At 69.8% G+C, this 24,756-nt stretch carries 27 protein-coding genes; 8 read left to right on the top strand and 19 right to left on the bottom strand.

What is annotated here, in order from left to right; translation table 11 throughout:
• Window positions 1-114: 114 nt before the first annotated feature.
• The 9 genes from ACZ6Z4_RS34780 to ACZ6Z4_RS34740 all read right to left on the bottom strand — a co-directional run bounded on the left by ACZ6Z4_RS34780 (window position 115) and on the right by ACZ6Z4_RS34740 (window position 7,877).
• Window positions 115-315 (bottom strand): hypothetical protein, encoded by a 201-nt coding sequence (locus tag ACZ6Z4_RS34780; protein ID WP_363676355.1) that lies wholly within the window; start codon window positions 313-315, stop codon window positions 115-117.
• 140 nt (window positions 316-455) lie between these two features.
• A complete protein-coding gene (mutM, locus tag ACZ6Z4_RS34775; protein ID WP_465574873.1) occupies window positions 456-1,310 on the bottom strand; it encodes a bifunctional DNA-formamidopyrimidine glycosylase/DNA-(apurinic or apyrimidinic site) lyase in 855 nt (284 codons plus the stop codon).
• A gap of 1 nt (window position 1,311) precedes the next feature.
• Window positions 1,312-2,043, bottom strand: a complete 732-nt coding sequence (gene rnc, locus ACZ6Z4_RS34770) for a ribonuclease III (protein ID WP_363676357.1) — start codon at window positions 2,041-2,043, stop codon at window positions 1,312-1,314.
• Window positions 2,044-2,057: 14 nt separating this feature from the next.
• On the bottom strand, window positions 2,058-2,249 hold the full coding sequence (rpmF, locus tag ACZ6Z4_RS34765) for a 50S ribosomal protein L32 (protein WP_077012766.1): 192 nt from the start codon (window positions 2,247-2,249) through the stop codon (window positions 2,058-2,060).
• 107 nt (window positions 2,250-2,356) lie between these two features.
• Window positions 2,357-2,875, bottom strand: a complete 519-nt coding sequence (locus ACZ6Z4_RS34760) for a YceD family protein (RefSeq protein WP_465574863.1) — start codon at window positions 2,873-2,875, stop codon at window positions 2,357-2,359.
• Between the two features lie 108 nt (window positions 2,876-2,983).
• Window positions 2,984-3,475, bottom strand: a complete 492-nt coding sequence (coaD, locus tag ACZ6Z4_RS34755) for a pantetheine-phosphate adenylyltransferase (protein WP_465574857.1) — start codon at window positions 3,473-3,475, stop codon at window positions 2,984-2,986.
• Window positions 3,468-4,031, bottom strand: a complete 564-nt coding sequence (gene rsmD / locus ACZ6Z4_RS34750) for a 16S rRNA (guanine(966)-N(2))-methyltransferase RsmD (RefSeq protein ID WP_465574852.1) — start codon at window positions 4,029-4,031, stop codon at window positions 3,468-3,470. Before rsmD ends, coaD begins: the two co-directional genes overlap by 8 nt.
• A gap of 16 nt (window positions 4,032-4,047) precedes the next feature.
• Window positions 4,048-6,291, bottom strand: coding sequence for an ATP-dependent DNA helicase RecG (recG, locus tag ACZ6Z4_RS34745; RefSeq protein ID WP_465574849.1), 2,244 nt, complete (start codon window positions 6,289-6,291; stop codon window positions 4,048-4,050).
• Window positions 6,288-7,877 (bottom strand): DAK2 domain-containing protein, encoded by a 1,590-nt coding sequence (locus ACZ6Z4_RS34740; protein WP_465574846.1) that lies wholly within the window; start codon window positions 7,875-7,877, stop codon window positions 6,288-6,290. The genes recG and ACZ6Z4_RS34740 overlap by 4 nt, the downstream gene beginning before the upstream one ends.
• A gap of 44 nt (window positions 7,878-7,921) precedes the next feature.
• On the opposite strand from ACZ6Z4_RS34740, the gene ACZ6Z4_RS34735 reads away from it, so the two are divergent.
• Together ACZ6Z4_RS34735 and ACZ6Z4_RS34730 are read left to right on the top strand one after the other, a co-directional pair.
• The gene (locus ACZ6Z4_RS34735) at window positions 7,922-8,935 is read left to right on the top strand and encodes an SAM-dependent methyltransferase (RefSeq protein ID WP_465574844.1); all 1,014 of its coding nucleotides are present in this window, start codon (window positions 7,922-7,924) and stop codon (window positions 8,933-8,935) included.
• 41 nt (window positions 8,936-8,976) lie between these two features.
• Window positions 8,977-9,465 carry a P-loop nucleotide/nucleoside kinase family protein gene (locus tag ACZ6Z4_RS34730; protein ID WP_465574841.1) on the top strand — a complete coding sequence of 163 codons (489 nt, stop codon included), beginning with the start codon at window positions 8,977-8,979 and terminating at the stop codon, window positions 9,463-9,465.
• Window positions 9,466-9,567: 102 nt separating this feature from the next.
• Here the strand turns inward: ACZ6Z4_RS34730 and rpmB are convergent, their stop codons facing one another.
• The 5 genes from rpmB to ACZ6Z4_RS34705 all read right to left on the bottom strand — a co-directional run bounded on the left by rpmB (window position 9,568) and on the right by ACZ6Z4_RS34705 (window position 15,022).
• Window positions 9,568-9,789: a 50S ribosomal protein L28 gene (gene rpmB, locus ACZ6Z4_RS34725; protein WP_077012774.1), complete on the bottom strand. Its 222-nt coding sequence runs from the start codon at window positions 9,787-9,789 to the stop codon at window positions 9,568-9,570.
• An 80-nt stretch (window positions 9,790-9,869) separates the two neighbouring features.
• The gene (locus ACZ6Z4_RS34720; protein WP_465574835.1) at window positions 9,870-11,855 is read right to left on the bottom strand and encodes an aldo/keto reductase; all 1,986 of its coding nucleotides are present in this window, start codon (window positions 11,853-11,855) and stop codon (window positions 9,870-9,872) included.
• A 24-nt stretch (window positions 11,856-11,879) separates the two neighbouring features.
• Window positions 11,880-12,707: a carbohydrate ABC transporter permease gene (locus ACZ6Z4_RS34715; RefSeq protein WP_363676366.1), complete on the bottom strand. Its 828-nt coding sequence runs from the start codon at window positions 12,705-12,707 to the stop codon at window positions 11,880-11,882.
• Window positions 12,697-13,734, bottom strand: a complete 1,038-nt coding sequence (locus ACZ6Z4_RS34710; RefSeq protein ID WP_465574830.1) for a carbohydrate ABC transporter permease — start codon at window positions 13,732-13,734, stop codon at window positions 12,697-12,699. The genes ACZ6Z4_RS34715 and ACZ6Z4_RS34710 overlap by 11 nt, the downstream gene beginning before the upstream one ends.
• 1 nt (window position 13,735) lies before the next feature.
• Window positions 13,736-15,022, bottom strand: a complete 1,287-nt coding sequence (locus ACZ6Z4_RS34705; RefSeq protein WP_465574829.1) for an ABC transporter substrate-binding protein — start codon at window positions 15,020-15,022, stop codon at window positions 13,736-13,738.
• A 149-nt stretch (window positions 15,023-15,171) separates the two neighbouring features.
• On the opposite strand from ACZ6Z4_RS34705, the gene ACZ6Z4_RS34700 reads away from it, so the two are divergent.
• Window positions 15,172-15,816, top strand: a complete 645-nt coding sequence (locus tag ACZ6Z4_RS34700; protein ID WP_465574825.1) for an HAD family hydrolase — start codon at window positions 15,172-15,174, stop codon at window positions 15,814-15,816.
• On the opposite strand, the gene ACZ6Z4_RS34695 is transcribed toward ACZ6Z4_RS34700, so the two are convergent.
• A complete protein-coding gene (locus ACZ6Z4_RS34695) occupies window positions 15,745-16,848 on the bottom strand; it encodes an MFS transporter (protein ID WP_465574823.1) in 1,104 nt (367 codons plus the stop codon). The two genes, ACZ6Z4_RS34700 and ACZ6Z4_RS34695, sit on opposite strands and share 72 nt — an antisense overlap.
• Window positions 16,845-17,453 carry an HAD-IA family hydrolase gene (locus ACZ6Z4_RS34690; RefSeq protein ID WP_465574820.1) on the bottom strand — a complete coding sequence of 203 codons (609 nt, stop codon included), beginning with the start codon at window positions 17,451-17,453 and terminating at the stop codon, window positions 16,845-16,847. Before ACZ6Z4_RS34690 ends, ACZ6Z4_RS34695 begins: the two co-directional genes overlap by 4 nt.
• Window positions 17,454-17,494: 41 nt before the next feature.
• Between ACZ6Z4_RS34690 and ACZ6Z4_RS34685 the strand changes: the two genes are divergently transcribed.
• Window positions 17,495-18,655, top strand: a complete 1,161-nt coding sequence (locus tag ACZ6Z4_RS34685; RefSeq protein WP_465574817.1) for an ROK family protein — start codon at window positions 17,495-17,497, stop codon at window positions 18,653-18,655.
• On the opposite strand, the gene ACZ6Z4_RS34680 is transcribed toward ACZ6Z4_RS34685, so the two are convergent.
• Genes ACZ6Z4_RS34680 through ACZ6Z4_RS34670 form a run of 3 tightly spaced genes read right to left on the bottom strand, consistent with a single transcriptional unit; the run spans window position 18,652 to window position 21,066 of the window.
• Window positions 18,652-19,281 carry a DinB family protein gene (locus ACZ6Z4_RS34680; RefSeq protein WP_465574812.1) on the bottom strand — a complete coding sequence of 210 codons (630 nt, stop codon included), beginning with the start codon at window positions 19,279-19,281 and terminating at the stop codon, window positions 18,652-18,654. The two genes, ACZ6Z4_RS34685 and ACZ6Z4_RS34680, sit on opposite strands and share 4 nt — an antisense overlap.
• Window positions 19,278-20,090 (bottom strand): bifunctional hydroxymethylpyrimidine kinase/phosphomethylpyrimidine kinase, encoded by an 813-nt coding sequence (gene thiD, locus ACZ6Z4_RS34675; protein ID WP_465574805.1) that lies wholly within the window; start codon window positions 20,088-20,090, stop codon window positions 19,278-19,280. The genes ACZ6Z4_RS34680 and thiD overlap by 4 nt, the downstream gene beginning before the upstream one ends.
• Before the next feature lie 13 nt (window positions 20,091-20,103).
• Window positions 20,104-21,066 (bottom strand): thiamine-phosphate kinase, encoded by a 963-nt coding sequence (locus tag ACZ6Z4_RS34670; protein ID WP_465574801.1) that lies wholly within the window; start codon window positions 21,064-21,066, stop codon window positions 20,104-20,106.
• Between the two features lie 126 nt (window positions 21,067-21,192).
• On the opposite strand from ACZ6Z4_RS34670, the gene ACZ6Z4_RS34665 reads away from it, so the two are divergent.
• From ACZ6Z4_RS34665 to ACZ6Z4_RS34650, 4 genes are all read left to right on the top strand, one after another.
• Complete coding sequence (locus ACZ6Z4_RS34665; RefSeq protein ID WP_184806149.1) at window positions 21,193-21,429, top strand: Lrp/AsnC family transcriptional regulator; 237 nt, start codon at window positions 21,193-21,195, stop codon at window positions 21,427-21,429.
• 194 nt (window positions 21,430-21,623) lie between these two features.
• Entirely contained in the window at window positions 21,624-22,076 is a 453-nt protein-coding gene (locus tag ACZ6Z4_RS34660) for a DUF3515 domain-containing protein (protein WP_465574798.1), read from the top strand.
• Between the two features lie 1,265 nt (window positions 22,077-23,341).
• Window positions 23,342-23,758: a YciI family protein gene (locus ACZ6Z4_RS34655; RefSeq protein ID WP_465574795.1), complete on the top strand. Its 417-nt coding sequence runs from the start codon at window positions 23,342-23,344 to the stop codon at window positions 23,756-23,758.
• A gap of 708 nt (window positions 23,759-24,466) precedes the next feature.
• Window positions 24,467-24,756 (top strand): hypothetical protein (locus ACZ6Z4_RS34650; protein WP_465574791.1); only part of this gene is annotated, 290 nt, incomplete at its 3' end.

The following is a 24,756-nucleotide window of genomic DNA, read 5'->3' as shown; positions in this document are numbered from 1 at the left end:
CCGCCGTAGCCTGGATCCGCGACGGATCCAGGCTCAGGTGCTGCGGACGGTGCGAAAGCTCCCCGGGACCGGACGGTCCCGGGTCAGCTGGTACTGACTGGTCTGTCGCGCTGGTCAGACGTGGGCAGGCTCGTTCAGTGCCTCGTCCACGGTGAGCAGCCGACCGTCGTGTACGGCTGCGACCAGGTGGTCGTTCTCCGCCTGCAGCCGCATCACGTGCGCCTCCAGGTCCGCGACGCGCCGGTTGAGCAGTCGAACCTGCTCGAGCAGACGCGGGTCAGTGCCTCCAAGATGCCCTAGAAGAGCCTTGGCCATTGTGCTGTCCTCCGGAAGGGTTTTTCTGGCCGGTAGCGCCCCAGGTCCGAGGAGCGCTTCTCAAAAGATGTGCCGTCTTTCAGGGTGACACCCACTGAGCCAAGGGTCAACCTGGGGTACGTCAAATCACCGTTCAGTGCTCACCACCGGGCGTGTCGCGGCACCGGCTGGCACTTCGGGCAGCGGAACGAGGAACGGTTCATGAACGGTTCGCGCCGGATCGGGCGGCCGTCGCGCGGGCACGGCGAACCCTCCTGGCCGTAGACCGCCAGACCGCGCTCGAAGTAGCCCGATTCCCCGTTCACGTTGACGTACAGGGCGTCGAAGCTGGTGCCGCCGACGTCCAGCGCCTCGGCCATCACGGCCTTGGCGTGGCCGAGAATCTCCTTGGCCTGTTGGGGTTTCAGGGTCTCGGTGGCCTTGGCGTAGTGCAGCTTGGCCCGCCACAACGCCTCGTCGGCGTAGATGTTGCCGATCCCGGAGACCACCGTCTGGTCGAGCAGCGCCCGCTTCAGGCCGGTCTTGCGGCGGCGCAGCTTGGCCGCTGCCTCGTCCAGGTCGAACAGCGGGTCGAACGGGTCGCGGGCGATGTGCGCGATCTCGGCCGGCAGCTCGGCGCCGCCCTCGGCGTACGACAGACCACCGAACATCCGCTGGTCCAGAAAACGGACCTCTCCGCCGGTGTCGGCGAACCGGAACCGGATCCGCAGGTGCTTCTCGTCCGGCGTCCCGACCGGCTGGACGCGGAACTGGCCGCTCATCCCGAGGTGCGCGAGGACGGCGTCACCGGACTGCAGCGGGAGCCACAGGTACTTGCCGCGACGGGCCGGAGCCCCGAAGGTCTGGCCCTTCAGGGTGGCGACGAAATCGTCCGGCCCGGCGAGGTGCCGCCGGACCGGACGAGGGTGCAGTACGTCGACGGCGTCGATCGTCCGCCCGGTGGTGAAGTCCGCGAGTCCGCGGCGAACGACCTCGACCTCAGGAAGCTCAGGCACCTCAGGGCTGCTGGGAGGGATCGATGCTGTCGGGATGAGCCGCGCGCAACGCCTTCCAGGCCGTCTCGGCCGCCTGCTGCTCGGCTTCCTTCTTGCTCCGGCCGATGCCGTGACCGTAGGTGTCGGAACCGATCCGGACCCGCGCCTCGAAGGTCTTGGCGTGGTCCGGTCCGGACTCGGCGATCACGTACTCGGGGACGCCGACGCCGAGCTGGGCGACCAGCTCCTGCAGCGACGTCTTCCAGTCCAGACCGGCGCCGAGCCGCGCCGACGACTCCATCAGCTCGTCGAACAGCGTGTGCACGACGCCGCCGGCCACCTCGAACCCACGGTCCAGGTAGACGGCGCCGATCAGTGCCTCGACACAGTCGGCCAGGATCGACGACTTGTCCCGGCCGCCGGTGGCCTCCTCGCCGCGCCCGAGCCGCAGGTACTTGCCGAGCTTGAGGTCGCGGGCGACCCCGGCGAGCGCGCGCATGTTGACCACGGCGGCGCGCAGCTTGGCCAGCCGGCCCTCGGACAGGTCCGGATGGTTGCGGAACAGCGACTCCGTGACGATGACGCCGAGCACCGAGTCCCCGAGGAACTCCAGCCGCTCGTTGGTCGGCAACCCACCGTTCTCGTACGCGAACGAACGGTGGGTGAAGGCGTGCTCCAGTAGTTCGTCAGCCAGCGATACGCCGAGCCGCTGGTTCAGCTCGGCGTAGAGCCCCGTCTCGTTGACCGAATTCACTGGGTAGGTGCCGTTTAGCTCTCGACGACCTGGCGACGCTCGCCCTTCGCGCCGTACTGGCCGCAGGTCGGGCAAACGGTGTGCTGCAGGTGCTTCGCGCGGCAGGCGGGGTTCACGCAGGTCACCAGCGACGGGGCAGTGGTCTTCCACTGGGCCCGGCGGCTGCGGGTGTTGCTGCGCGACATCTTCCGCTTCGGAACGGCCACGGTTATGACTCCTCGGTTCGGCCGGAGGCTCGAGAACCCGGCCGGCTTGGTGTGCGGTTGCTCTGTAGTTGTACTGCCCCCGTACCGCGGTACGGGAAGTTCTGAGGTTACTGGTCCGGCCGGTCGTCCTGCGCGACCAGCCCGCTGAGAGCCGACCAGCGAGGATCGACCGCGTCCTCGTGCTTGTGCCCCGGCGCGTCGTCCAGCCGCACCCCGCACTCGGGGCACAGACCGGCACAGTCGTCGTTGCACAAGGGCGTGAACGGCAGTGCGAGCACCACCTGGTCCCTCAGCGCCGGCTCGAGGTCGATCAGATCGCCCTCCATCCGGCTGGCCTCGTCGGGCTCGGCGTCGCTCTCCGGGTAGACGTACAGCTCCTGGACGTCGGCGAGGAACTCGTCCTCGATGTCGACCAGGCACCGCGCGCACTCCCCGACCAGCCGGCCCTGGGCCGTCCCGGTCACGAGCACCCCTTCGACCACCGCTTCCAGTCGTAGGTCGAACTGGATCGGGTCGCCTTCGGGTACGCCGATCACGTCGATCCCGAGATCGGCCGGTGCCGGAACCGTGAAGGAGACTTCGCGCTGGGACCCGGCGCGGCGAGACAGCTCGTGGGTGTCGATCACGAGTGGGGACCGCGGGTCCAAGGCGCTCAGAACATCCCTTTCAGGCGTGGGCAGGCAGAATCTCGGTCTCAGCGAGACCGATGGACAACATTACCAACTCCGGCGCCACTAGCCCAATTCGGGGTGACACTGGAGTTTCGCGGCGAGTCGGACGTGAACGGCGGGTGGCAGGAAGGCGTCCACCGGACCGCCGAGTCTCGCAATCTCCTTGACCAGGCTCGACGACACGTAGCCGTGCTCGGGCGCGGTCGGCAGGAACAGCGTGTCCAGGCCGGTCAGCCGCCGGTTCATCTGGGCCATCCGCAGCTCGTAGTCGTAGTCGCTGCCCGAGCGCAGGCCCTTCACCACCACCTGCGCGCCGACCGCGCGGCAGTAGTCGACGAGCAGCCCGTCGAAGGTGTCCACCCGCACGTTCGGGTACGGCGCGGCGATCTCGGTCAGCATCCCGACCCGCTCGGCGGCGTCGAACATCCGCTGCTTGGACGGGTTCACCCCGGCCGCGACGATCACCTCGGTGAACGCGGCCGACGTCCGCGCGATCACGTCCAGGTGGCCGTTGGTGGGTGGGTCGAACGTGCCTGGGAAGACCGCTCTACTCATGGCGGTGACCGTACCAAAGCCGGGCCTCGCCGTACTTGCGGTCCCGCAGCGCGGCGAACCCCTCCGGCCACTCCCACGGCTCCCGCTTGCCGCGCTCGACCACCACGACCGCGTCCGCGGCCAGCCAGCCGTGCTCCAGCAGCGCCACCAGCACGTCCTGCAGCGCGTCGGTCTCCAGCTTGTACGGCGGGTCGGCGAAGACCAGGTCGAACACCTCGCCCGCGTTGTCGCCCTGGGCAACCTTCTCGACGGGCCGGGTGAGCAGCGTCGCGCCCGGCAGCCCGACCACGCGGATGTTCGCCGCGATCACCTCGGCGGCCTTGCGGTCCTGCTCGACCAGCACGACGCGCGCGGCGCCGCGGGACAGCGCCTCCAGCCCGATCGCGCCGGACCCGGCGTACAGGTCGAGGACCGCGAGGTCCTGCATGCCGCCGAACTCGGTCTCCACCGAGGCGAACATCGCCTCCCGCACCCGATCCCCGGTCGGCCGCGTCCCGGTCCCGGCCGGTACGGCGATCCGCCGCCCGCCCGCGACCCCCGCAATGATCCGGCTCACCGCACGCCCAGCTTGCTCATGTTTTCTCCAGGTACTCAGCCGCCTCGGACTCCAGCGTCTCCGCCACGAACGCCTTCAGCGCCGGGTACTCGGCGAGTGAGGCGTCCACCGAGACGATCGAGTTCGCCACATGCCGCGCGGCGTAGATGACGTCCTCGTCCCGCAGCACGCTCAGCAGCTTCAAACTCGTCCGCCGCCCCGACTGCGCCACGCCCAGCACGTCACCCTCGCGCCGGTTCTCCAGATCGATCCGCGACAGCTCGAACCCGTCGGTGGTCGACGCGACCGCGTCCAGCCTTTCCCGCGACTTCGACGCCGGCCAGCTGTCGGTGACCAGCAGGCACAGCCCCGGAACCTGACCCCGCCCGACCCGGCCGCGCAGCTGGTGCAGCTGCGAGATGCCGAACCGGTCGGCGTCCATGATCACCATCGTCGAGGCGTTCGGGACGTCGACGCCGACCTCGATCACGGTGGTCGCGATCAGCACGTCGGTCTCGCCCGCGGCGAACTTGGTCATCACCGCGTCCTTCTCGTCGGCCGGGAGCCGGCCGTGCAGCACCGCCTTGCGCAGGTCCGGCAGGACGTCGTCCAGCACCTCGGCCACCTGCAGCACCGAGATCGCCGGCCGCGGCTTGCCCTTGGCCTCGGTCTCCTCCTCGGCACCGGCCGCGAACTCGCCCTCCTCGTCGGCGGCGTTCTTCACGTCGTCGCCGATCCGCGGGCAGACGACGTACGCCTGGTGGCCCTTCTGGACCTCCTCGCGGACCCGCTCCCAGGCGCGCTCCAGCCAGGCCGGGCGCTCCTTGGCCGGGACCACCGACGACTTGATCGGCGACCGCCCGGCGGGCAGCTCGGTCAGCGTCGACACCGACAGGTCGCCGAACACGGTCATCGCGACCGTGCGCGGGATCGGCGTCGCGGTCATCACCAGGACGTGCGGCGTGTTCTCCCCCGACTTCGTGCTCAGCGCGGCCCGCTGCTCGACCCCGAACCTGTGCTGCTCGTCGACCACCACCAGGCCGAGGTCGGCGAACTGGACCTTGTCCTCGAGCAGCGCGTGCGTCCCGACGACGATCCCCGCGGCGCCGCTCGCGGCGTCCAGCATCGCCGTACGCCGGGCTGCCGCGTTCAGCGAGCCGGTCAGCAGCCCGACCTTGGTGGCCCGCTCGGCGCCGCCGAGCATGCCCTGCTCGGCCAGCTCACCGAGCATCTTGGTCAGCGTCTTGTGGTGCTGGGTCGCCAGCACCTCGGTCGGGGCGAGCAGGACGGCCTGGCCGCCCGCGTCGACCACCGACAGCATCGCCCGCAGCGCGACGACGGTCTTGCCGGACCCGACCTCGCCCTGGAGCAGCCGGTGCATCGGGTGCGCCCGGGCGATGTCGGCGAAGATCTCGTCGCAGACCTCGGCCTGGCCGGCGGTCAGCTGGAACGGCAGCCGCGCGTCGAAGTCGTCGAGCAGCCCACCGGCGGTCCGCTCGCGCGGGACGGCCTTGAGCGCGTCGGTGACGGCCCGGCGCTGGGCCAGGATCGTCTGCATCACCAGCGCTTCCTCGAACCGGAACCGCTTCTCGGCAGCCTTGATGTCGGCCTCGGTCTCCGGCAGGTGGATCTTCTGCAGCGCGTCCCGGAGGCCGATCAGGTCCTCGTTCTTGAGGATCAGCTCGGGGATCGGGTCGTCCAGCTCCTCGAGGTTGTCCAGGACGATCTTCAGGCTGCGCTCGATGGTGGCCGTGGGCAACTTCGCGGTCGCCGGGTAGAGCGGCCGGAACGGCTTGGCCCGGCGCTCGATCTCGGCCTCGCTGAGGTCCTCCTCGTCGAGGATCTCGGTGCCCGGGCCCTTCAGCTGCAGGGTCTCCCGGAACTTGGTCACCTCGCCCCAGAACAGCGCGGCGGTGCCCGGGGTCAGCTTGTTGGCCAGCCAGGGCTGGTTGAAGAACGCCAGCTCCAGGTCGTTGCGGCCGTCGGTGACCACCACCTTGGTGATCGTCTTGTGCCGGCGGAACTTGTTCACCTCGTCCGGGCGGATCTCCTGCTTGGAGTCCAGCGACCGCACGGTGACCTTCTTCACCCGGCCGTTCACGGTCGCCTGGTCGCCGACCTCCAGCTCGTCGAACGGCGTCAGCTCGCCCTTCTTCAGGTACCGCCGCGGGTAGTGCCGCAGCAGCTCGCCGACGGTCTCGATCCCGAGCACCTCGGTGAACGTCTTGGCCGTCCGGGCGCCGACGAAGTCGCGCAGCTTCCGGTCGATGTCTGTCTTCATTCCACCCCGATCAGCAACGGGTACCGCTCCTGCCCACCGTCGTACACCATCACGTCGACATCTTTGCGGTGCCGGCGCACGTGCCGGACCACCGCCTCGACCAGTTCGGCGTCCGCCTCGCGGCCGCTGACCACGGTCAGCAGCTCGCCGCCACCGCCCAGCAACCGGTCCACGACCCCGGTCGCGGCCGTGGTCAGATCCTCGGTGATCAGCGTGAAGTCGCCGTCGACCACACCCAGCGCGTCGCCGATCCGGCAGGTCCCGGCCATCGTCCAGGCGTCCTTGACCGCGATCGTGACCGCGCCGTGCCGGGTCTGCCCGGCCGCGGCCGACAGGTGCACGACGTCGTCGTCGAAGCTGCGCTCGGGGTCGTGCACGGCGATCGCGGCCAGTCCTTGAACCTGCGCGCGGGTCGGGATCACCGCCACCCGTACGCCGTCCTGCCGCGCGGCGGCCGCCGCGGCCTCGGCGACCGCGATCGAGTCCTTGTCGTTCGGCAGCAGCACGATCTCCGGCGCCTTCGACTGCTCGATCGCGCGCAGCAGCTCACCGGTCGAGCAGCGGCGGCCGGGACCACCGCGTACGACAATCGCTCCCGCCTCGCCGAACAGCTCGGCCAGCCCGTCACCGGCGGCCACCGCGATCACCGCGCGCCCGGGGACCGGCGCGTGCGGCGCGAGGTCCGCGAAGTGCGTGACCCGGATCCGGTGCGGGCGCCCGATGCCGATCCCGAGCTCGATCACCGCGCCGACGTCGTCGGTGTGCACGTGGACGTTCCAGAGCCCGTCACCGCCGACCACCACGACGGAGTCGCCCAGCCCGGTCAGCGCCCGCCGCAGCTCGCCGATCGGCCCGTCGTCGGCGTCCAGCAGGTACATCACCTCGTACGCCGGCCCGTCCGGGCCCAGCTCGTCGGCCGTCTGCTGCTCGGGCACCACGCGGTGCGGCACTCCGGTGGTCTGCGCGGGGCCGCGGCCGGACAGCACCTGCTCCATCGCGCCGAGGATCACCACCAGGCCCGCTCCCCCGGCGTCGACCACTCCCGCGCGCTTGAGCACGTCGAGCTGCTCGGTGGTCTTGGTCAGCGCCACCCGCGCGGCGGCGACTGCAGCCAGACAAACCTCAGCCAGATTCCTCCCGTCGTCGGCAGCCACCTGCGCGGCGTCCGCGGCAGCTCTCGCAACGGTCAACATGGTGCCTTCGACCGGCTGAGCCACCGCACCGTAAGCAGCGTCGGCGGCGAACCCGAGAGCGTCGGCGAAAGCGGCAGGTTCTCTCTCGGTAGCCAGGTTCTCCATCAGCCGCAGCCCGCAGGCGCGCACCAGCTGCGACGTGATCACCCCGGAGTTCCCCCGCGCCCCGAGCAGCGCACCCCGCCCGAACGCCTGGACCGCCTCCGCGAACGTCAGCTCGCCCTCCGGCAGCGCGTCGCAGGCGGCCTCCCAGGTCAGGTACAGGTTGGTCCCGGTGTCGCCGTCCGGGACCGGGTAGACGTTGAGATCGTCGATCTCCGTCCGCGCCCGGCCCAGCTCGACGAGCGCCGTACGGGCCCAGCTCCGCAGCACCCCGACCGTCAGCTCATCCACGCCCGGAAGGTTATCCGGTACCGACCACCCGCTTACCATGTGTTGTGCTCGCAACTGCTCCGGTGCTGTTCTCCGTCGACCGCGATTCCTACGAGCTCGCGGTGCGGGAGATCCGGGAGGAGTTCGGCCGCGAGGTCCGGATCGAGCGGGTCAGCGCCGACCTCGGCCGGATCACCGGCAACGCCCCGCCGGTCGCCGACCTGGCCGCGGCCTGTGACACCGGCCGGATCGTGTTCGTCCGGCACCTGACCGTCGAGATCGCGAGCTTCCCGCCGGACGACGTACCGCCCGCGCACGAGCTCGCCGAGCTGATCCTCGCCGAGCTGCCCAAGCATCCCCAGGCGCTCGCCGTCCAGACCTGGACCGACGGCGCGGGCACCGGCGGCACCTACTACCACCTGCTCGACGAGGCGCTCGGCGCTCGCGGGATCGCGGTCTCCCGCTCCGATCAGGACGTCGTCGTCTCCTGCTTCGTCTCCCAGCGCCAGGTCCTGATCGGGCTCAACCGCCTCGCCGACAGCCTCGCGGACTGGCCGGGCGGCCGGATGCGGCTGGCCCGCTCCGACGACCGCGTCTCGCGCTCGGAGTTCAAGCTCGAGGAGGCGATCCGGACCTTCCACCTCGGCCTGAAGCCGGGCGGCAAGGGCCTCGACCTCGGCGCCAGCCCGGGCGGGTGGACGCGGATCCTGCGCCAGTACGAGCAGGAGGTCTGGTCGGTCGACCCCGGCGCGCTCGACCCGCGGCTGGACCCCGACCGCCGGATCCACCACGTCGCCACCACGGCCGGCGAGTTCTTCCGCCGCAACGACGTGCGCTTCGACGTGGTCGTGAACGACATGCGGATGGACCAGGTGATGAGCGCGCGGGTGATGCTCGACGCCGTACCGCACCTGCGCCGCGGCGCGCTCGCCGTCGTCACGCTGAAGGGCGGCGGCCGCAACCCGCTGGACGCGGCGCGGCGCGGGATGGAGGTCCTGAGCAAGGAGTACGACGTCCTGCACGCCCGCCAGCTGCACCACAACCGCCGGGAGATCACTGTGGTCGCCCGCGCTCGGTAATCCCCGCGCCTTCACCCCACCGACGCGACTAGGGTGCCGCCATGTCCCAGCCGACCATGACGCTGCTGATCGGCCTGCCCGGATCGGGCAAGACGACCCTGGCCAAGCAGCTCGAGACCGAGCGCAGCGCGCTCCGGCTGACTCCTGACGAGTGGATGAGCCCGCTCTTCGGCGCCGGTGAGCACGAGGGCCGGCGCTGGGTGCTGGAGTCGGAGCTGCTCTGGAGCGTCGCCGCCCGGGTGCTGACGCTGGGGACCGACGTGATCCTCGACTACGGCTGCTGGTCGCGCGACGAGCGCGAGCTGTTCCGCGAGCGGTCCGTGGAGCTGGGCGCCCGGACCGAGATGATCGTGCTCGACCTGCCGCTCGACGTGCTGTGGAAGCGGCTCGACGCCCGCAACCAGGTCGCCCCGGCCAACACCTTCCACATCACCGAACGTGAGCTGCGGTCCTGGGACGAGCTGTTCGAGCGGCCCACCGCCGACGAGCTGGCCGGCTACGACACCGCCGCCGTCCACCAGAACAGCTGACCTCGGCCCGCGGCCGCCGTACAACAGCAGTAGGCGCCCGGGACATCCCGGACGCCTACGAGGCCCTGCACGGAGACCGGCTCTCAGGGAGCCGGAAGAGTACTAGCCGACGACGCGCTGGACCTTGCCCGCCTTGATGCAGGAGGTGCAGACCTTCAGCTTGGTCGGGGTGCCCTTGATGACCGCCAGGAACGGCTGAATGTTGGGGTTGAACCGCCGCGGCGTACGCGCCTTGACCCGGCGGATCATCGCGCCCTTACCCAGCCGGGCAACACTGTTGCCGAACGTCGGCTGCTTGCCGCAAACATCGCACTTCTTAGACATGATTCTCCGTGGTCAAGGGTGTTCAGGGTCGTACGCCGACAGACCATGTTACACAGCGTCTGTGGAGCCGACCAAACCGGTCAGTCCGCCGTGAGCCAGGCCACTTCCTCGTCGGTGAGCTGCACCGACAGTCCCGGCAGTGAGGTACGGGTCTCGCTGATCTGCCGCGGCCCGATCAGCGGAAACACAGGATACGGCTGATGGAGCAGCCACGCCAACGCGATCGCCGTCGGTTCGACGTTCTTGGCCTTCGCGAGCTCCCGCGCGCGGTCCAGCCGCTGGAAGTTCTCGTCGGAGTAAAAGCAGCGCACGAGCTCCTCGTCCGAGGTGTCCTCGGGCTTCGCGCGACCGGTGAAGAAGCCGCGGGCCTGGCTCGACCACGGGAACAGCGCGACCTGCCGGTCCCGCAGCCACGCCTGCGACTCGTCGTCGCTGACGTGCCGGCAGCCCTTCCACGGTACGTCGTACGCCCGCGCGAGGCTGAGGTGGTTGCTGAGCAGCGTCAGCGGCTGCTTGCCGTTGGCCTTGGCGTACTCGTTGGCCTCGTCGAAGCGCGCCGTGGTCCAGTTCGACCCACCGAACGCCTTGATCCGGCCGGCCCGGAAGTGCTCGTCCATGACGTCGACGAACTCCCCGACCGGGATCTCCTCGTTGTCGCGGTGCATCAGGTACAGGTCGACATGGTCGGTCTGCAGCCGCTCGAGGCTCTCGCCCAGCTGCCGGGTGATCGACTCGGGGTCGCAGTGCGGGGTGTGCGCGCCCTTGCCGATGACAACCACCTCGTCGCGGTTGCCGCGGGTCTTCATCCACTGCCCGAGCAGCCGCTCGCCACGCCCGCCGCCGTAGATGTACGCCGTGTCGAACGTCGTCCCGCCGCGCTCGACGAAGTCGTCGAAGATCGTCGCGGCGTGCGGCAGCGTGTTCTGGTTGTCGACGCCCATCACCAGCCGGGAGACCTGCTTGTCCAGGCCGGGCACGGTCCCGTACGTCATCGGGGCGTCGTCGCGCCGGGCCAGCGGGCGGCCGGTCGCGGTCGGTACGGCGGCGTCGTCGCGCTCGCTCGCGTACTGCTGGCCGATCAGCTTGCGCCACTCGTCCTGGACCTCGAGGTTGCCCAGGGTGTCGGCCCAGGTCATCTCCGGGGCCTGCCGGGCGGCGATCCCGGCCGCCACGGCGTCCGCCTCGGCGGCGTAGATGAAGGCCGGCTCCGCGGAGATGTCCCGCGGTTCCTGCCCGATCTTGTGCACGGTGACGTGGGTCGGCTTGCCGTCGCCGCCGAACCACGGGTCCTCGACGACGATGAACCCATCGCTGCCGAGGATCTTGACCAGCGGCTCGTCCTTCAGCCGGACCCCGGTCTGCACCTGCGCGGTGAGTCCGCTGTCGAAGAACAGCGTCGCCACCGCCCACTCGTCGACCCCGGTCTCACCGACGTGACCGGCCGCGGTGACCGCGGCCGGGTCGGCGTACGGCGTACCGGTCGCCGCGCCGGCGATCAGCCGGGCGTACGAGACCGGGTACCCGCCGACGTCGAGGATGCCGCCGCCGGCCAGTTCGTCGGCGAAGATCCGGCTCTCGGCCCGGAACTGGGCCTGGAACGCGAACGACGCCTGGATCTGGTGCACGGCCCCGATCTCGCCGTCGCGGATCAGCTGGGTGACCAGCTTGGTCTGCGGCAGGCACCGGTACATGTACGCCTCCATCAGGAAGACGTCGTTGCGCACCGCGGCCTCGATCATCGCCGCCGCCCAGGACCGGTTGATGGCCAGCGGCTTCTCGCACAGCACGTGCTTGCCGGCCTCGGCCGCCTTGATCGCCCACTCCGGGTGCAGCGGGTGCGGGGTGGCGATGTAGACGGCGTCGACGCCGGCGTCGGCGAGCAGTTCCTCGTACGACGCGTGCCGGTTCGGGATCGAGTACTTGTCCCCGAACGCGTCGGCCGACTCCTGGCTGCGGCTGCCGACGGCGGCCAGCACCCCGGTGGACGAGGACGGGATCTGACTGGCGAACCGGGACGCGATGTTGCCGGTGCCCAGCACTCCCCAGCGAATCTTGTCTTGTGACACGTGTGCCCCTTGTGAAGTGGTCGATCAGAATTTCATGGCGCCGGCGGCGATGTCGGCGATGAAGTGCCGGCCGCCGATGATGAAGACCCCGATCAAGGGGATCACGCTCATCAGGGCGCCCGCCATCACCATGCTGTAGTCGGTGCCGTACACACCGTTCAGCTGCTGGAGGGCGACCTGGAGGGTGAGCCGGTTGGGGTCGGTCATCACGATCAGCGGCCAGAGGTAGTCGTTCCAGACGTTGATGAAGGTGAAGATGCCGAGAAAGGCCAGACCGGGCCGCAGCACCGGCAGGCCGACGGTGAGGTACTGCCGGAAGAAGCCGGCGCCGTCGACCTTGGCGGCCGAGATCAGTTCGTCGGGGATCGCGCCCTTGGCGTACTGGCGCATCCAGAAGATCCCGAACGCGTTCGCCGCGCCCGGGATGATCAGGGCCTTCAGGGATCCGATCCAGCCGAACTCCGCGAGCGTCACGAACTGCGGGACCAGCGCGAGCTGGGACGGGATCATGAAGGTGACCAGCAGGATCCCGAACAGCAGGTTCCGGCCGGGGAACTCGTACTTGGCGAACGCGAACGCGGCCAGCGAGTCGAAGAACAGCACCAGGACGGTCACCCCGAGGGAGGCGAACAGCGTGAGCAGCATCGCCCCGAAGAAGTCGATGTTGTCCAGCACGTTGCGCATGTTCTCCAGCAGGTGCGACCCGACCAGCAGCTTCGGCGGGTAGGTGAAGATGTCCGGCGTCGTGTTCGACGCCATCACCAGCATCCAGTAGAACGGGAACAGCGAGACCAGGACGCCGAGCAGCAGCACGACGTGGCTGGTCACCTCACGGACTCGTTCAGTGCGCATCGGCGTACTCCTTCCCGGCCTTCTCCGCGGCGATCCTGCGCTGCGCGCGGCGGGCCGCCCGCTTGGTGATCCGTTCGTCGTCGTTGCCGCCGATCAGGCGCCAGTTGATGATCGAGAAGAGCACGATCAGGATGAACAGCGCCCAGCCGACGGCCGCGCCGTACCCGAACTGGTTGGCGCCGAAGGCGTTGTCGTACAGGTAGGACACGATCGTCAGACCGCCGTCGCCGGGGCCGCCGATCGAGCCGCTGGCGCCGAACAGCACCTGGGACTCGGTGAAGATCTGCAGCCCGCCGATCGTCGAGGTGACCGCGGTGAACAGGATCACCGGGCGCAGCAGCGGGACGGTGATCTGCCAGAACTGCTGCCGCTTCGAGGCGCCGTCGACCTTGGCCGCCTCGTAGATGTCGGACGAGATCGCCTGCAGGCCGGCCAGGAAGATGATCGCGTTGTAGCCGGTCCAGCGCCAGGCGACGATGGTGGCGATCGCGATCTTGATCCCCCAGGGCTGGCTGAGCCACTCGATCTTGTCCAGCCCGATCGAGGTCAGGAACGCGTTCAGCAGCCCGAAGTTGTTGCTGAACACCGAGCCGAACACCATCGTCACCGCGACCACTGAGGTGATGTTGGGGATGAAGTAGGCGATCCGGTAGAAGCTGCGGAACCGGGTGGCGTTGTGCAGCGCGTTCGCGATCAGCAGCGCCAGCAGCAGCATCGGGACCGTGGAGAGCACCCAGATGATCAGGGTGTTGGTGATCGACTTCCAGAACGTCGGGTCGGTGAGCAGGTAGCTGTACTGCTCCAGCCCGACCCACTTCATCTGGCCGATGCCGTCCCAGGAATGGAACGACAGCCAGATCGAGAAGAACACCGGGAAGGCGCCGAAGATCGCGAACAGGATGAAGAACGGCGACACCGCGGCGTACTGGGGGAAGGCCTGCCGGAACTTGTTCGGCGGTTTGCTCGGGCCGTCGTCCTGCGTGGTGGTGAGGGTGGCGGGACTCCGGAGTGCGTCGCTGACGGCCATCTCAGATCGCCCCCACCCTGGTCAGCTCGCGTTCGATCTGGTGCTGGGCGTCGCGCCAGGCCTGGTCAGAGGTCTTGGCGCCGATCTCCACGTTGACCAGTTGGTCGGACAGCGGGTCGTTGATGATCGAGTCGTACGGGCTGAAGTAGGTGCCGGGGTACTGCTTGGCCGACTCCGCGAAGACGTCGACGATCTTCTGGCCGCCGAAGAACTCGTCCGGGTCGTTCATCTTCGGGTCGTCGTAGCTGGCCGGCGTGGACGGGAACAGCACCGGGTCGAGGAACGACTGGGCCTGGCTCTTGGCCGACTCCAGCCAGGTGATGAACGCGAACGCGGCCTCGGGGTCCTTGCAGTACTTCGTGATCGCCAGGAACGAGCCGCCGCGGTTGCCCGGCCCACCAGGTGCCGGGGTGACGCGCCACTGCCCCTTGCTGTCGGGGGCCGCGTTCTTCGGGCCGAGCTGGGCCCACCAGACCGCGCCGACGAAAGCGGCGAGCCGGCCGTTGGTGATCACCGCGTTGGCGTCGGTGCTGCCGTTCTGCGCGTTGGCCGACAACCCTTCCTTGACCACCTGCACCGACAGGTCCCAGGCCTCCCGGATGTGGTCCTGGTCGCCGATGTACTGACCGTCGGGCGTCATGTAGCGCTGCCGCAGCTGGGCGAGCCGGTAGGCGTACGTCGACGTGATGTTGTCGGTGATCACCGCTCCCGGCACGGCCTGCTTGAGCCTCTTGCCGAGCGCGATGTACTCCGGCCACTGGGCCACCGCGGCGGCCACGTCACCGGGCTCGGTCGGCAGGCCGGCCTTGTCGAAGATGTCCCGGCGGTAGAACAGCGCGGTCGGGCCGGTGTCCATCGGGAAGGCCATCATCCGGTTGTCCGGGGTGATGCCGAGCTTCCACTTCCACTCCAGGAAGTCGCCCTTGACCTTGTCCGCGCCCAGCTCGTGCAGGTCGATGAACTGGTCGGCGTTCGGGAAGTACGTCGCGACGTCGTCGTTCAGGCCGACGATGTCGGGGACCATCGACTTGCCGGCCAGCGAGGTCAGCAGCTTGGTCTTGTAGTCGCCCCCGATCCGGGTCAGCGCGATCTTCTTGCCGGTCGCGCCGGGGATGCCCTTGGCCGCCTGGGCGATCAGGTCGTCGTTCACCGAGCCGGTCCAGGCCCACAGGCTGAGCTCGTCGTGGGCCCCGAGCGAGCTCCGGGAGCCGCACCCGGTGAGGCCCGTGGTCGCGGCGGCGGCGCCGCCCGCGGTCAGGGTCAGGAACTTCCGTCTGGTCAGAGTCATGCGCCTCACCGGGCTCTCTGTGTTCGATTGCGCCAGAAGTTGTTCACAAGTGTTCAGACGGCCTCAAGGTAAGCGCATACCAACTGAACCGGTCAAGGGGTCAGGTCCCCTGTGCCTGAATCGGCCAAACCGGCTGGTTGGATGGTGGTATGCGTATCGATGCCGTGCTGTTCGACGCCGACGGCGTGATCCAGGAACCGACCGTCGACTGGCAAGCCACGCTGGCGGCCTTCGTCGGCCCCGGCCGGTCGGCCGACGAGTTCGTGCTCGACCTGATCGCCTCGGAGGCCCCGTCGATCGCCGGCCAGGGCGACTTCCACGATGCCGTGGCCGCCGTACTGGAGCGCTGGGAGGTGACGACGCCGATCGCCGAGGTGCTGGGGTTGTGGGAGCGGTTCGCCGTCGTACCGGAGGCGATCGCGGTCGTCCAGGAGCTGCGCGCGGCCGGCGTACCGTGTCATCTGGCGACGAACCAGCAGTCGTACCGGCGCACGATCATGAACGACGAGCGCGACTACGGGCAGTGGTTCGACCGGTCGTTCTACTCCTGCGACCTGGGGCTGGCCAAGCCGGACCCGGCGTACTTCAAGACGATCCTGCGCGCGATCGACCTGCCGCCGTCGGCGGTGCTGTTCGTCGACGACAACGAGCGGAACGTGGAGGGCGCGCGCGAGGCGGGGCTGCATGCCGAGCTGTTCCACCTGTCGAGCGGCGTACCGGTACTACGCGGGCTCCTGCACTCGTACGGGCTGCCGGTCGCGGCTGACGAGCCAGAGGATCGTCAGCAGGGGTAGGGGGATCAGGAAGGCGGTCCTGAGGTCGAGCCAGCCCGCGAGCGCGGCCAGCGCGGTCGGCGCCAGCAGGATCGCCGTACCGGAGGCCAGTGCGCCTAGTGCTGCCAGGCGGGCTGGGTTGATGCCGGGGATGGCGACGAGGGCGGCGATGTTGAGCGGGTAGAGCGGCGCTACGCCGAGGCCTGCGATGAGGAGGCCTGTGGCTACTGCTGCTGGATGGTTGAACAGGCAGACCAGCAGGGTGCCTGTGGTTGCCAGTAGCGCTGCTGGGACCAGCGGCGACCAGCCGCGCCAGTGGATCGGGCCGATCGATCTGCCGGTCGCCATCCCGATCGGGAAGGCACTGCCGAGCAGCGCTGCTGTGGACATCGGTACGCCGGTCGCCGCGAGCCGGGCGACCGCCCAGACGACGAAGCAGAACTCGACAGCTACTGCCAGCACGACGCGCAGCCAGCCTTTGAGGACTTGACCAGCCGGCGCCCGGTCAGCCTCCTCATGAATCGGAGCGTCCCCGGACCCGGCGAGCGCCGCCAGCACCAGCAGCGGCGGCACGGCGGCGAGTAGTGCGATCCGCCCGGTGGTGCCGAGCGCGTCGACCCCTCCGATCGCCAGCGGGGCAAGGATCCCGGTGGCGCTGGAGACAGCGTTGACCCTGGTCAACCGAGCCGCGGCCGTCGGCCCGTGCAGCAGCAACGGCGCAACGAGGACGAGCAGCGCACCGCCGACGCCGATCAGCAGCCCGCCTGCGACCGCCAGCGCGAACCCGTGCGCGAGCGCCAGCGCTGCTGCGCCTACTGCACACAGCAGCGAGCCGGCGCGCAGAACGGTCCCGATGTGAAAGCTCCGCAGCAGCAACGGCCCGATCACGGCAACGATCAGCAGCCCGACGGCGAACGCGGAGGACAGGATCGCCAGCTGGTCGGTGGATTTGTCGAGGTCCCTCGCGAGTACGGCGATCGAAGCGCCCAGCCCGGCGAGCAGAAAGCCGAGCGCCGAGAGCGCCAGGCCGATCCGCAGATCAATCCTGTTCACAGCAGTGCTGCGAGCTGGTGCAGGTCCGTCAGCGCGAGGTCACCCTGCAGCCCTTTCAGCCCAGCGGTGTGAGCACCCGCCGCCTTGCCGGCCGCGAGCCCGACCTCGGCATCCTCCACCACCAGACAGTGCTCCGGCTGCACGCCCAGCAGCTCTGCACCGCGTAGATACCCCTCAGGATCCGGCTTCCCGTGCGCAACGTCCTCGATCGTCACCAGCACCTTCGCCTCGATCCCCGCCGCCCCCAGCCGCGCCTCGGCAAGCCGCTGATCCGCACTGGTGACAACCGCCCACGGAATCCCCCGCCGCTCCAGCAGCGCGAGCAACTCGTGCGCCCCAGGAGTAGGAACGACATCCGCCAGATCGTCGTACTGGAGCTCGTGCTGCCGCAGCGCCGCCTCAGCCCGTTGATCCAACTCGAGATCCGGCCGAACCCGAGCGACAACCGACGCAGCCGGGCTCCCGTGCGCAACAGCAAGCACCTGCCCCGCATCGACGCCGTACTCAGCCGCCCACGTCGTCCAGGCCCGCTCGACCGCGGCATCGGAGTCGACCAGCGTGCCGTCCATGTCGAACAGCACCGCGTGGATGTCCCGTGGATTCACAGCCGCCTCCATTAAGCTCGTCCTCCGAGGATAACCTGGAGATGATCGTGAGCAGAAGAGGCCAGTGGCAGACCGCGTCCGACGTCCTGTCCCTGGTGAGCCGTCAACCCGGCATCACCCGCGCCGCCGTCGCCAAGACCCTGAGACTCAGTACCGGTTCTGCGACCGAGGTCACCGCCCGCCTCCGCGACCTGCAACTCCTCAGCGAACTCCCCGCTCCCATCCAGGGCCGAGGCCGCCCGACCACCGTCCTCACCGCACATCCCCAGGGCCCGGTAGTGCTAGCTCTGGAGATCCGCCAAGGCGGCTGGCGCAGCGGCGTAGTCGCCCTCGACGGCTCCCTCCAGCAGCTCCCACCCCGCCAGCACCAAGCCCGCCGCCCCGCCCCCGTCCTCGCAGCACTCCGAGAGTCAGTCACTGAAGCCGCCAGCCAGTACGGCGACCGCCTGCAGGCGGTAGCCCTCGCCGTACCAGGCACCGTCCGCGGCCAAGAGCTACTGCAAGCCTCAACCCTCTCCTGGAACGACGTAGACCTCTCCCCAGTAGTCGAGGGCACCGGCCTCCACCTGCTCGCCGGCAACGACGCCACCCTCGCCGGAGTAGCCGAAGCCCGCACCGGCGCCGCCGCCGGAGCCGGCACCGCTCTCCACCTCATCGTCGAGGTAGGCATCGGCGGCACCCTCCTCCTGGACGGCGTCCCCGTCGCCGGAGCCAGCGGCACAGCCGGCGAGTACGGCCACACCCCGTACGGCGACCGCTCAGTCCGCTGCCCCTGCGGCGCCCGAGGCTGCTGGGATCTCGAGATCGACGGGAGAGCGCTCGCCCGCCACCTCGGCGAGCCGGAGCCGGAGGATCCCTACGAGTATGCGGACACCCTTCTCCAGACTCGCGGATCTCCCGCTGTCCAGGCTGCCCTCAACTCCGTCAACGAAGCTCTCGGCGCAGGCATCGCCGGCCTCGTCAACGTGCACGACCCTTCAGTCATCACCCTCGGCGGCCTGGCCGTGCCCCTCCGCGCCGCGGCACCAGCAGCCTTCGCCGCGGCGTACGAGGACAACCTGATGACCTTCCACCGGACCTCTCCCCCACCGGTCCTCGACGCCGCCCACCCCACCGACGGCGTCCTCCGCGGAGCCGGAGCCCTCGGCCTCGACCATCTGACATCAGAAGAATCTTTGACCGTCTGGGCCGCCACGCACTAGCCCGCGTTGATGTCCTGCTCGACAACCTCTGTTTCTTCAGTGGTCTCTTCGACCACCGGCTTCGGCGCCGGCACGATCGGCGGCTCGACCTCCGCGAGGATCTCGATGATGTCGTGCCGATGATGCTGGATCTCGTGCGCCGTGTGCCGAACGATCCAGCTCAACGACCGCGGCGCCCGCACCGGGTAGTTGTACAACCCCAGCCGCCCCAACTCCTGCGGCGTCAGCACCCGCGCCGCCGCGCCAAACTCCCGCGCGAACTTCATCACCGCCGCCCCGACCTCGACCGGGTTCTGGAACTCGTACTTCTCCTGCTTCACCCGCCCGGTCCGGTCCATCGGCGCGTACACCGGCCGGTCCTCCGCCAGACACTGCGCGATCCGCAGCCGCTGCACCTCCAGCACGTCCCGCACGTGGCACGCGTACTCGATCGCCGACCACACCTCCGGCTCCGGCCGCAGCCGGACCACATCCGGGTCCGGCCCCGCCGCCGCCTTGGTCAGCGCCATCGCCGCCTCCGCGGCCTGGCGGACCAGCAGCGTCACGGTGCCCTGCAGGTCACCCGTGCCGTAGTTGAACCCGCACTGCTCACACAGCCCGTCGACCGGCGGCTGCTGCTTGCTCACTGACCACTCCCTCGGAACTGCCATGCGTGATCCACCGGCCCGATCCCTCCACCCAGGGCGAACCCGTGGGCGACCGCACCGCTGATGTACTCCTTCGCCGCACCTACTGCCGACGGTACGTCGTACCCGCGGGCCAGGTACGACGCGATGGTGCTGGCCAGCGTGCAGCCGGTCCCATGCGTGTGCCGGTTGTCAGCACGCGGCGCACTGAACTCCTGCCGGACACCGGGCCCGTGCAGCACGTCAGTAGCCAGGTCACCGTCATCATGCCCGCCCTTGACGAGCACCCAGGACGCACCGGCGTCCAGCAACGTCTTGGCGGCCAGCTCACGGTCCTCCAGCGTCCGCAGCTCCACACCAGCGACAGGACCCAGCTCGGTGAGGTTCGGCGTCAGTACGGTCGCCAGTGGCACGATCTCCGACCGCACAGCCTCCATCGCCTCAGCACCCAGCAGCGGGTCGCCGTGCTTCGACACCGCCACCGGGTCGACCACCACCGGCACCTCCGGCGGCAGCGTGCGCAGCAGCGCGGCAACGACTCGCACCATGTCCGCGGAGGCGAGCATGCCGGTCTTCACCACGTCGACGCCGATGTCGTCGACCACGCTGCGGAACTGCGCCTGCACCTGCTCGGCCGGCAGCTCCCAGGCGCCCTGGACGCCGAGGCTGTTCTGCGCGGTGATCGCCGTGAGCACGCTCATCCCGTGCACGCCGTTGGCCAGCATCGCCTTCAGGTCGGCCTGGATCCCGGCGCCACCACCGGAGTCGGACCCGGCGACGGTGAGCACTCTGGGCGGGGCGGACGTCATCTGTGTTCTGCTCCTAGCTCGTGAAGTGGGCGTGACCGGCCGGCGACTCGAACAGCTCGCCGTCCACGGTGACGGTCCCGGCCGGGCGATTCTCGTTGCCCTCAGCAACCGTGCCGACGACGGTCCAGCCGTCCGGGACGTCGGCCGGCTCGAAGGTCCCGACCAGCGCGTGGTCCTCGCCCCCGGTCAGCACGAACGACAACGCGTCCAGCCCGGTCGCCGCGGCCACCGCCTGCAACGGCTCGGCGATCGCCAGCGCCGCGGTCCGGACGTCGATCACCACCTCGCTCGCCTCGGCGATGTGCCGCAGGTCGGCGATCAGGCCGTCGCTCACGTCGCACATCGACGAGGCGCCGGCGATCGCGGCGAGCGGGCCCTCGGCGTACGGGGGTTGCGGGCGGCGGTGCGCGTCGACGACGGTCCGCGGCGAGCGGAAGCCACGCGTCAGTACGGCGTACCCGGCCTCGGCCCAGCCGAGCCGGCCGGCCACCGCGAGCTCGTCGCCGGGACGGGCGCCGGAACGCAGTACGGGCCGGCGGCCGTCGAGCGACCCGAAGGCGGTGACGGACACGATGATCTTGTCCGACTGCACGGTGTCACCGCCGACGATGCTCGCGCCGACCAGCTCGGCCTCGTCGGCCAGGCCCTGGTTCAGCTCGACCGCCCACGCCGTCGGCAGATCCGCGGGCCCACCGAACCCGACCACCAGGGCCGTCGGCCGAGCACCCATCGCGACCACGTCCGCCAGGTTCTGCGCCGCGGCCTTGCGTCCCACGTCGTACGCCGAAGACCAGTCCTGCCGGAAGTGCCGCCCCTCGACGAGCAGGTCGGTGGTGATCACCATCCGCCCGTCCGGCACCGCCACCACGGCCGCGTCGTCCCCCGGCCCGACCAGGACGTCCTCACTCCTGGACAGCCCCCGGGTGACGGCCGCGATCAGCCCGAACTCCCCGGTAGTGCCCAACGTCTCTGTCACGTGTTAGACCTCCCATATCGCCGACTGGAGTCTAGGCGGTACGGTGACGTGGCAACGACGAGTACGCCCGGCCGCTCTGCAGTACTGTGACCGGTGCCCGCTGAGGACGACTGAGTGGAGAACGACGTGGTGGTCCAGGCCTACATCCTGATCCAGACCGAGGTCGGCAAGGCCGCCGACGTCGCAGCACAGATCGCCGAGGTCCAGGGCGTCACCCTGGCCGAGGACGTCACCGGCCCGTACGACGTGATCGTCCGCGCCGAAGCCCGCAACGTCGACGAACTCGGCAAGCTGGTCGTCGCCCGGGTCCAGAACGTCCCCGGCATCACCCGCACCCTGACCTGCCCCGTCGTCCACATCTGACCATCAACCGGCCCACCCTGACCCCCGCACCGGCCGGTCAGCACCACAAGCACGCCGTACGGTCCGAGCAGCGCGCCCTCGCCACAGTCCGCGCAGGGCGCGCCGCCAGAGTCCGCGCAGGGCGCGCCGCCACCATCCGCGCAGGGCGCGCCGCCAGAGCCCGCGCAGGGCGTGCCGCCATCCTCCGATCGGCGGTGCGCGCCACTGCGGCGACGGCCCTCCTGGCCGCCCTCACCGCCTGCGGCTCCGACCCGGTCCCGATCGCGGTCCCCGCCCCGGCCCCCGAGGTCAGCGACGCCTGCGCCCCCCTCATCAAGTCCCTCCCCGCGAAGATCCTCGACACGGATCCCCGCTCGACGACGCCGGAGAGCCCGCTGACCGCGGCGTACGGCGACCCACCCATCGAAATCACCTGCGGCGTCTCCCCACCCGCCGGCATGGCCGAGGCCCAGTCCCAGTGCTTCGAGGTCAACGGCGTCGGCTGGTTCGCCAAGGAAGCCTCGAACGGCGTCATCTTCACCACCATCGGCCGCAAGCTGTACGTCGAAATCGCCGTCCCGAAGAAATACACCCCCGAAGCCAACGCCCTCACCGACGTCTCCGACACGATCAAAACCCACAACGACCTCATCACCCCCTGCACGTAGCAAATCGGAGCTACCGCATCCAGCCGCGTGACAACCTCCCGGCTGGCCCTCCGTCCAAAACGGAGCTTCCGCATCCAGCCGCCCGACAACCTCCGGACTGGTCCTCCGTCCAAAGCGGAGCTGCCGCATCCAGCCATGCACCCACCTCCGCGCTGGCCCGTCATTCGAAAGCGGAGCTACCGCACTCAGCCCCGCGACAACCTCCGCGCTGACCCGACGTCCTACCCGGAGCTACCTCGTCCCGCCCCGCAACAACCTCGTGGGACACCCTGTGTCCGAAAGCGGAGCTGCGCTCCAGCCAGGCAGCATCCACGCGCCTCGGCTCAACGGAACTATCGCGCCGAGCCGCCCACCAACCGAGCACGGAGGCCATCCGGCCCGAAAGCCGGTTAACCGCACTCAGGCGCGAGTCCGAACTCCGCGGGCGCCATCTTGTCGAACAGATCGACCGGCCGCCCGGCAGGACTGACACGGATCTGCTGGAGCCAACACCCACCACTGATCAACCCCCATCACACTGGGCCGATCAGCCTCGTTCAGGCGGGAAGGCCGGCGCGTGGCGCCGGTTGATCAGTGGTGGGCGTCGATCACGCCGCTCCACCACTCACCAACCCTCGCCCGCCCGCCGGATCCGCACCCGCCCGAGCGGGGACACAACACTCGCCGTCAGCCGCGCGACACTTGCTAAGTGCTGCACGTCCGCTGGCTGAACGTGCCACCTGCTGCCCCACCCTGGGTTCTACCCCGTCCTCGGCCCGCCAGAGACCCGGAGCGACTCGAGATGGGTCCACCACCGGTTCAGCCCGGGTTTGGTGCACGGGGCTGGATGCGGTAGCTCCGCTCGCCGACGCCCACCACCGATCAACCCCCGCCACACCGCGCCAATCAGCCTCATTCAGGCGGGAAGTTCGACGTACGCCGCCTCTTGCACGGTGGTGGGCGTCGATCACTGTCACTCCACCACTCACCAACCTCACACCCGACTGCCTGAAGGCACGCATCCGAGCGGGGCATACCGGCAGCCGAGCTCCAGCGCGACACTTACTGAGTGCTGCACGTCCGCTAATCCGAGCGCTCCCACGCGCGGCCCCGTGCGCGAAGTGATGCTCCCCCCTGCACCGCCGGGCGGAGCAGGAGACCGATCCACGGCTGAAAGCAGAAGCTCCGTATTTCCTCCGATCACTCATGTCCGGTTCCGCGTGGGGGCGTCGACCTACTGGGTGAGAGGCGCCACAGTGGTGTCACTCGCTACCCGAGGAGATGACATGAAGTACATGATCCTGAGTTACGCGTCGCAGACCGACTACGACGGCATGGCCGGGAAGGACACCGGCAAACCCGCCTGGACCGAGGCCGACTTCATGGCGATGGGCGCGTTCATGGAGAAGTTCAACGCCGACCTCGCCGAGTCCGGCGAACTGGTGGAAACGCGCGCACTCGCAGCACCGGTCCTGACCCGGCGAATCGGGTCGAAGGACGGCGAGTCGGTCGTCACCGACGGCCCGTACGCCGAGACGCAGGAGGTACTCGCCGGCTACTGGATCGTCGAGTGCGACTCCTTCGACCGCGCGGTGGAAATCGCCTCACGCCTCGGCGACACTCCCGCGCCGGAACACGTGCGGGCCACGGCGTACGCCGACATCCGCCCGGTCGTCGAAGGACGCGACGACATGCTCGCCTGATGAACCCCCACCCCGCGGACCTCCCGCCCACCGATCGCCCGGCCCCCACCGAGCCGACCGGCGGCGCGGGAGCCCCCGCCGGACCGACCGCGGACGCCTCCACCAATCCGGTCCGCGATGCAGGAGCGCCCGCCGAATCGAGTGCAGACGCGGAGGCCGTCACCGAGCCGATCGGTCTCGCGGGAGCCGTCGCCGAGCTCGACAGTCACGCGCCAGCGCCCAGCGAGACCGCAGGAGATGCGGGAACGCCCGCCGGGCCGACTGCAAGCCCGGGAGCACCCGCCGACCGGGGCGCGGGCGCACAAGTCGAGCCGACCGCAAGCGCGGGATCTCCGGCCGAGCCGGACGCTGGTGCGGAACTGCCCACCGAGCAGCGCGCGGTTGCGGGGAGGCCCGCCGAGCCGACCACCGATGCGGCTGCACCCGCCGAGCCGATCGGGCGCGCGGGAGCCGCCGGGCCGGACAGCGGTGCGGCAGCGCCCAGCGAGCCTGCGGGGGCGCCCGCCGGGCCGGCTGCAGGTGCGGAAGCACCCGCAAAGTCGGGCGCGGAAGTACCGGTCGAGCCGACCGCAAGCGCTGATGCTCCGGCCGAGCCGTTCACTGGGGTGGGAGCGCCGAGCGAGCAGGGCGCAGGTGCGGGAACACCTGCCGAGCCGACCGCAGGTGCGGCTGCACCCACCGAGCCGGACAGAGGTAGACCAGCGCCCGGTGAGCCCGAAGGACATGCCGGAATACCCGCGGAGCCGGCCGCAGGTGCGGGCGCACCCGCAGCGCGGAGCGCGGGAACGCCGGCCGAGCTGGCCGCCGATGCAGGAGCGACATCCGAGCAGGGCGCAGGCGCGGGAGCACCGGCGGAGCAGGGCGCAGGCGCGGGAGCACCGGCGGAGCAGGACGCAGGTGCAGGAGCACCGGCGGAGCAGGACGCAGGTGCAGGAGCACCGGCGGAGCAGGACGCAGGTGCAGGAGCACCGGCGGAGCAGGACGCAGGTGCAGGAGCA

The sequence above is a fragment of the Kribbella sp. NPDC104740 genome (genome assembly GCF_055583505.1).
The sequence above is the reverse complement of the archived record's forward strand: the minus strand, read 5'-3'. Positions and strand labels throughout refer to the sequence as shown.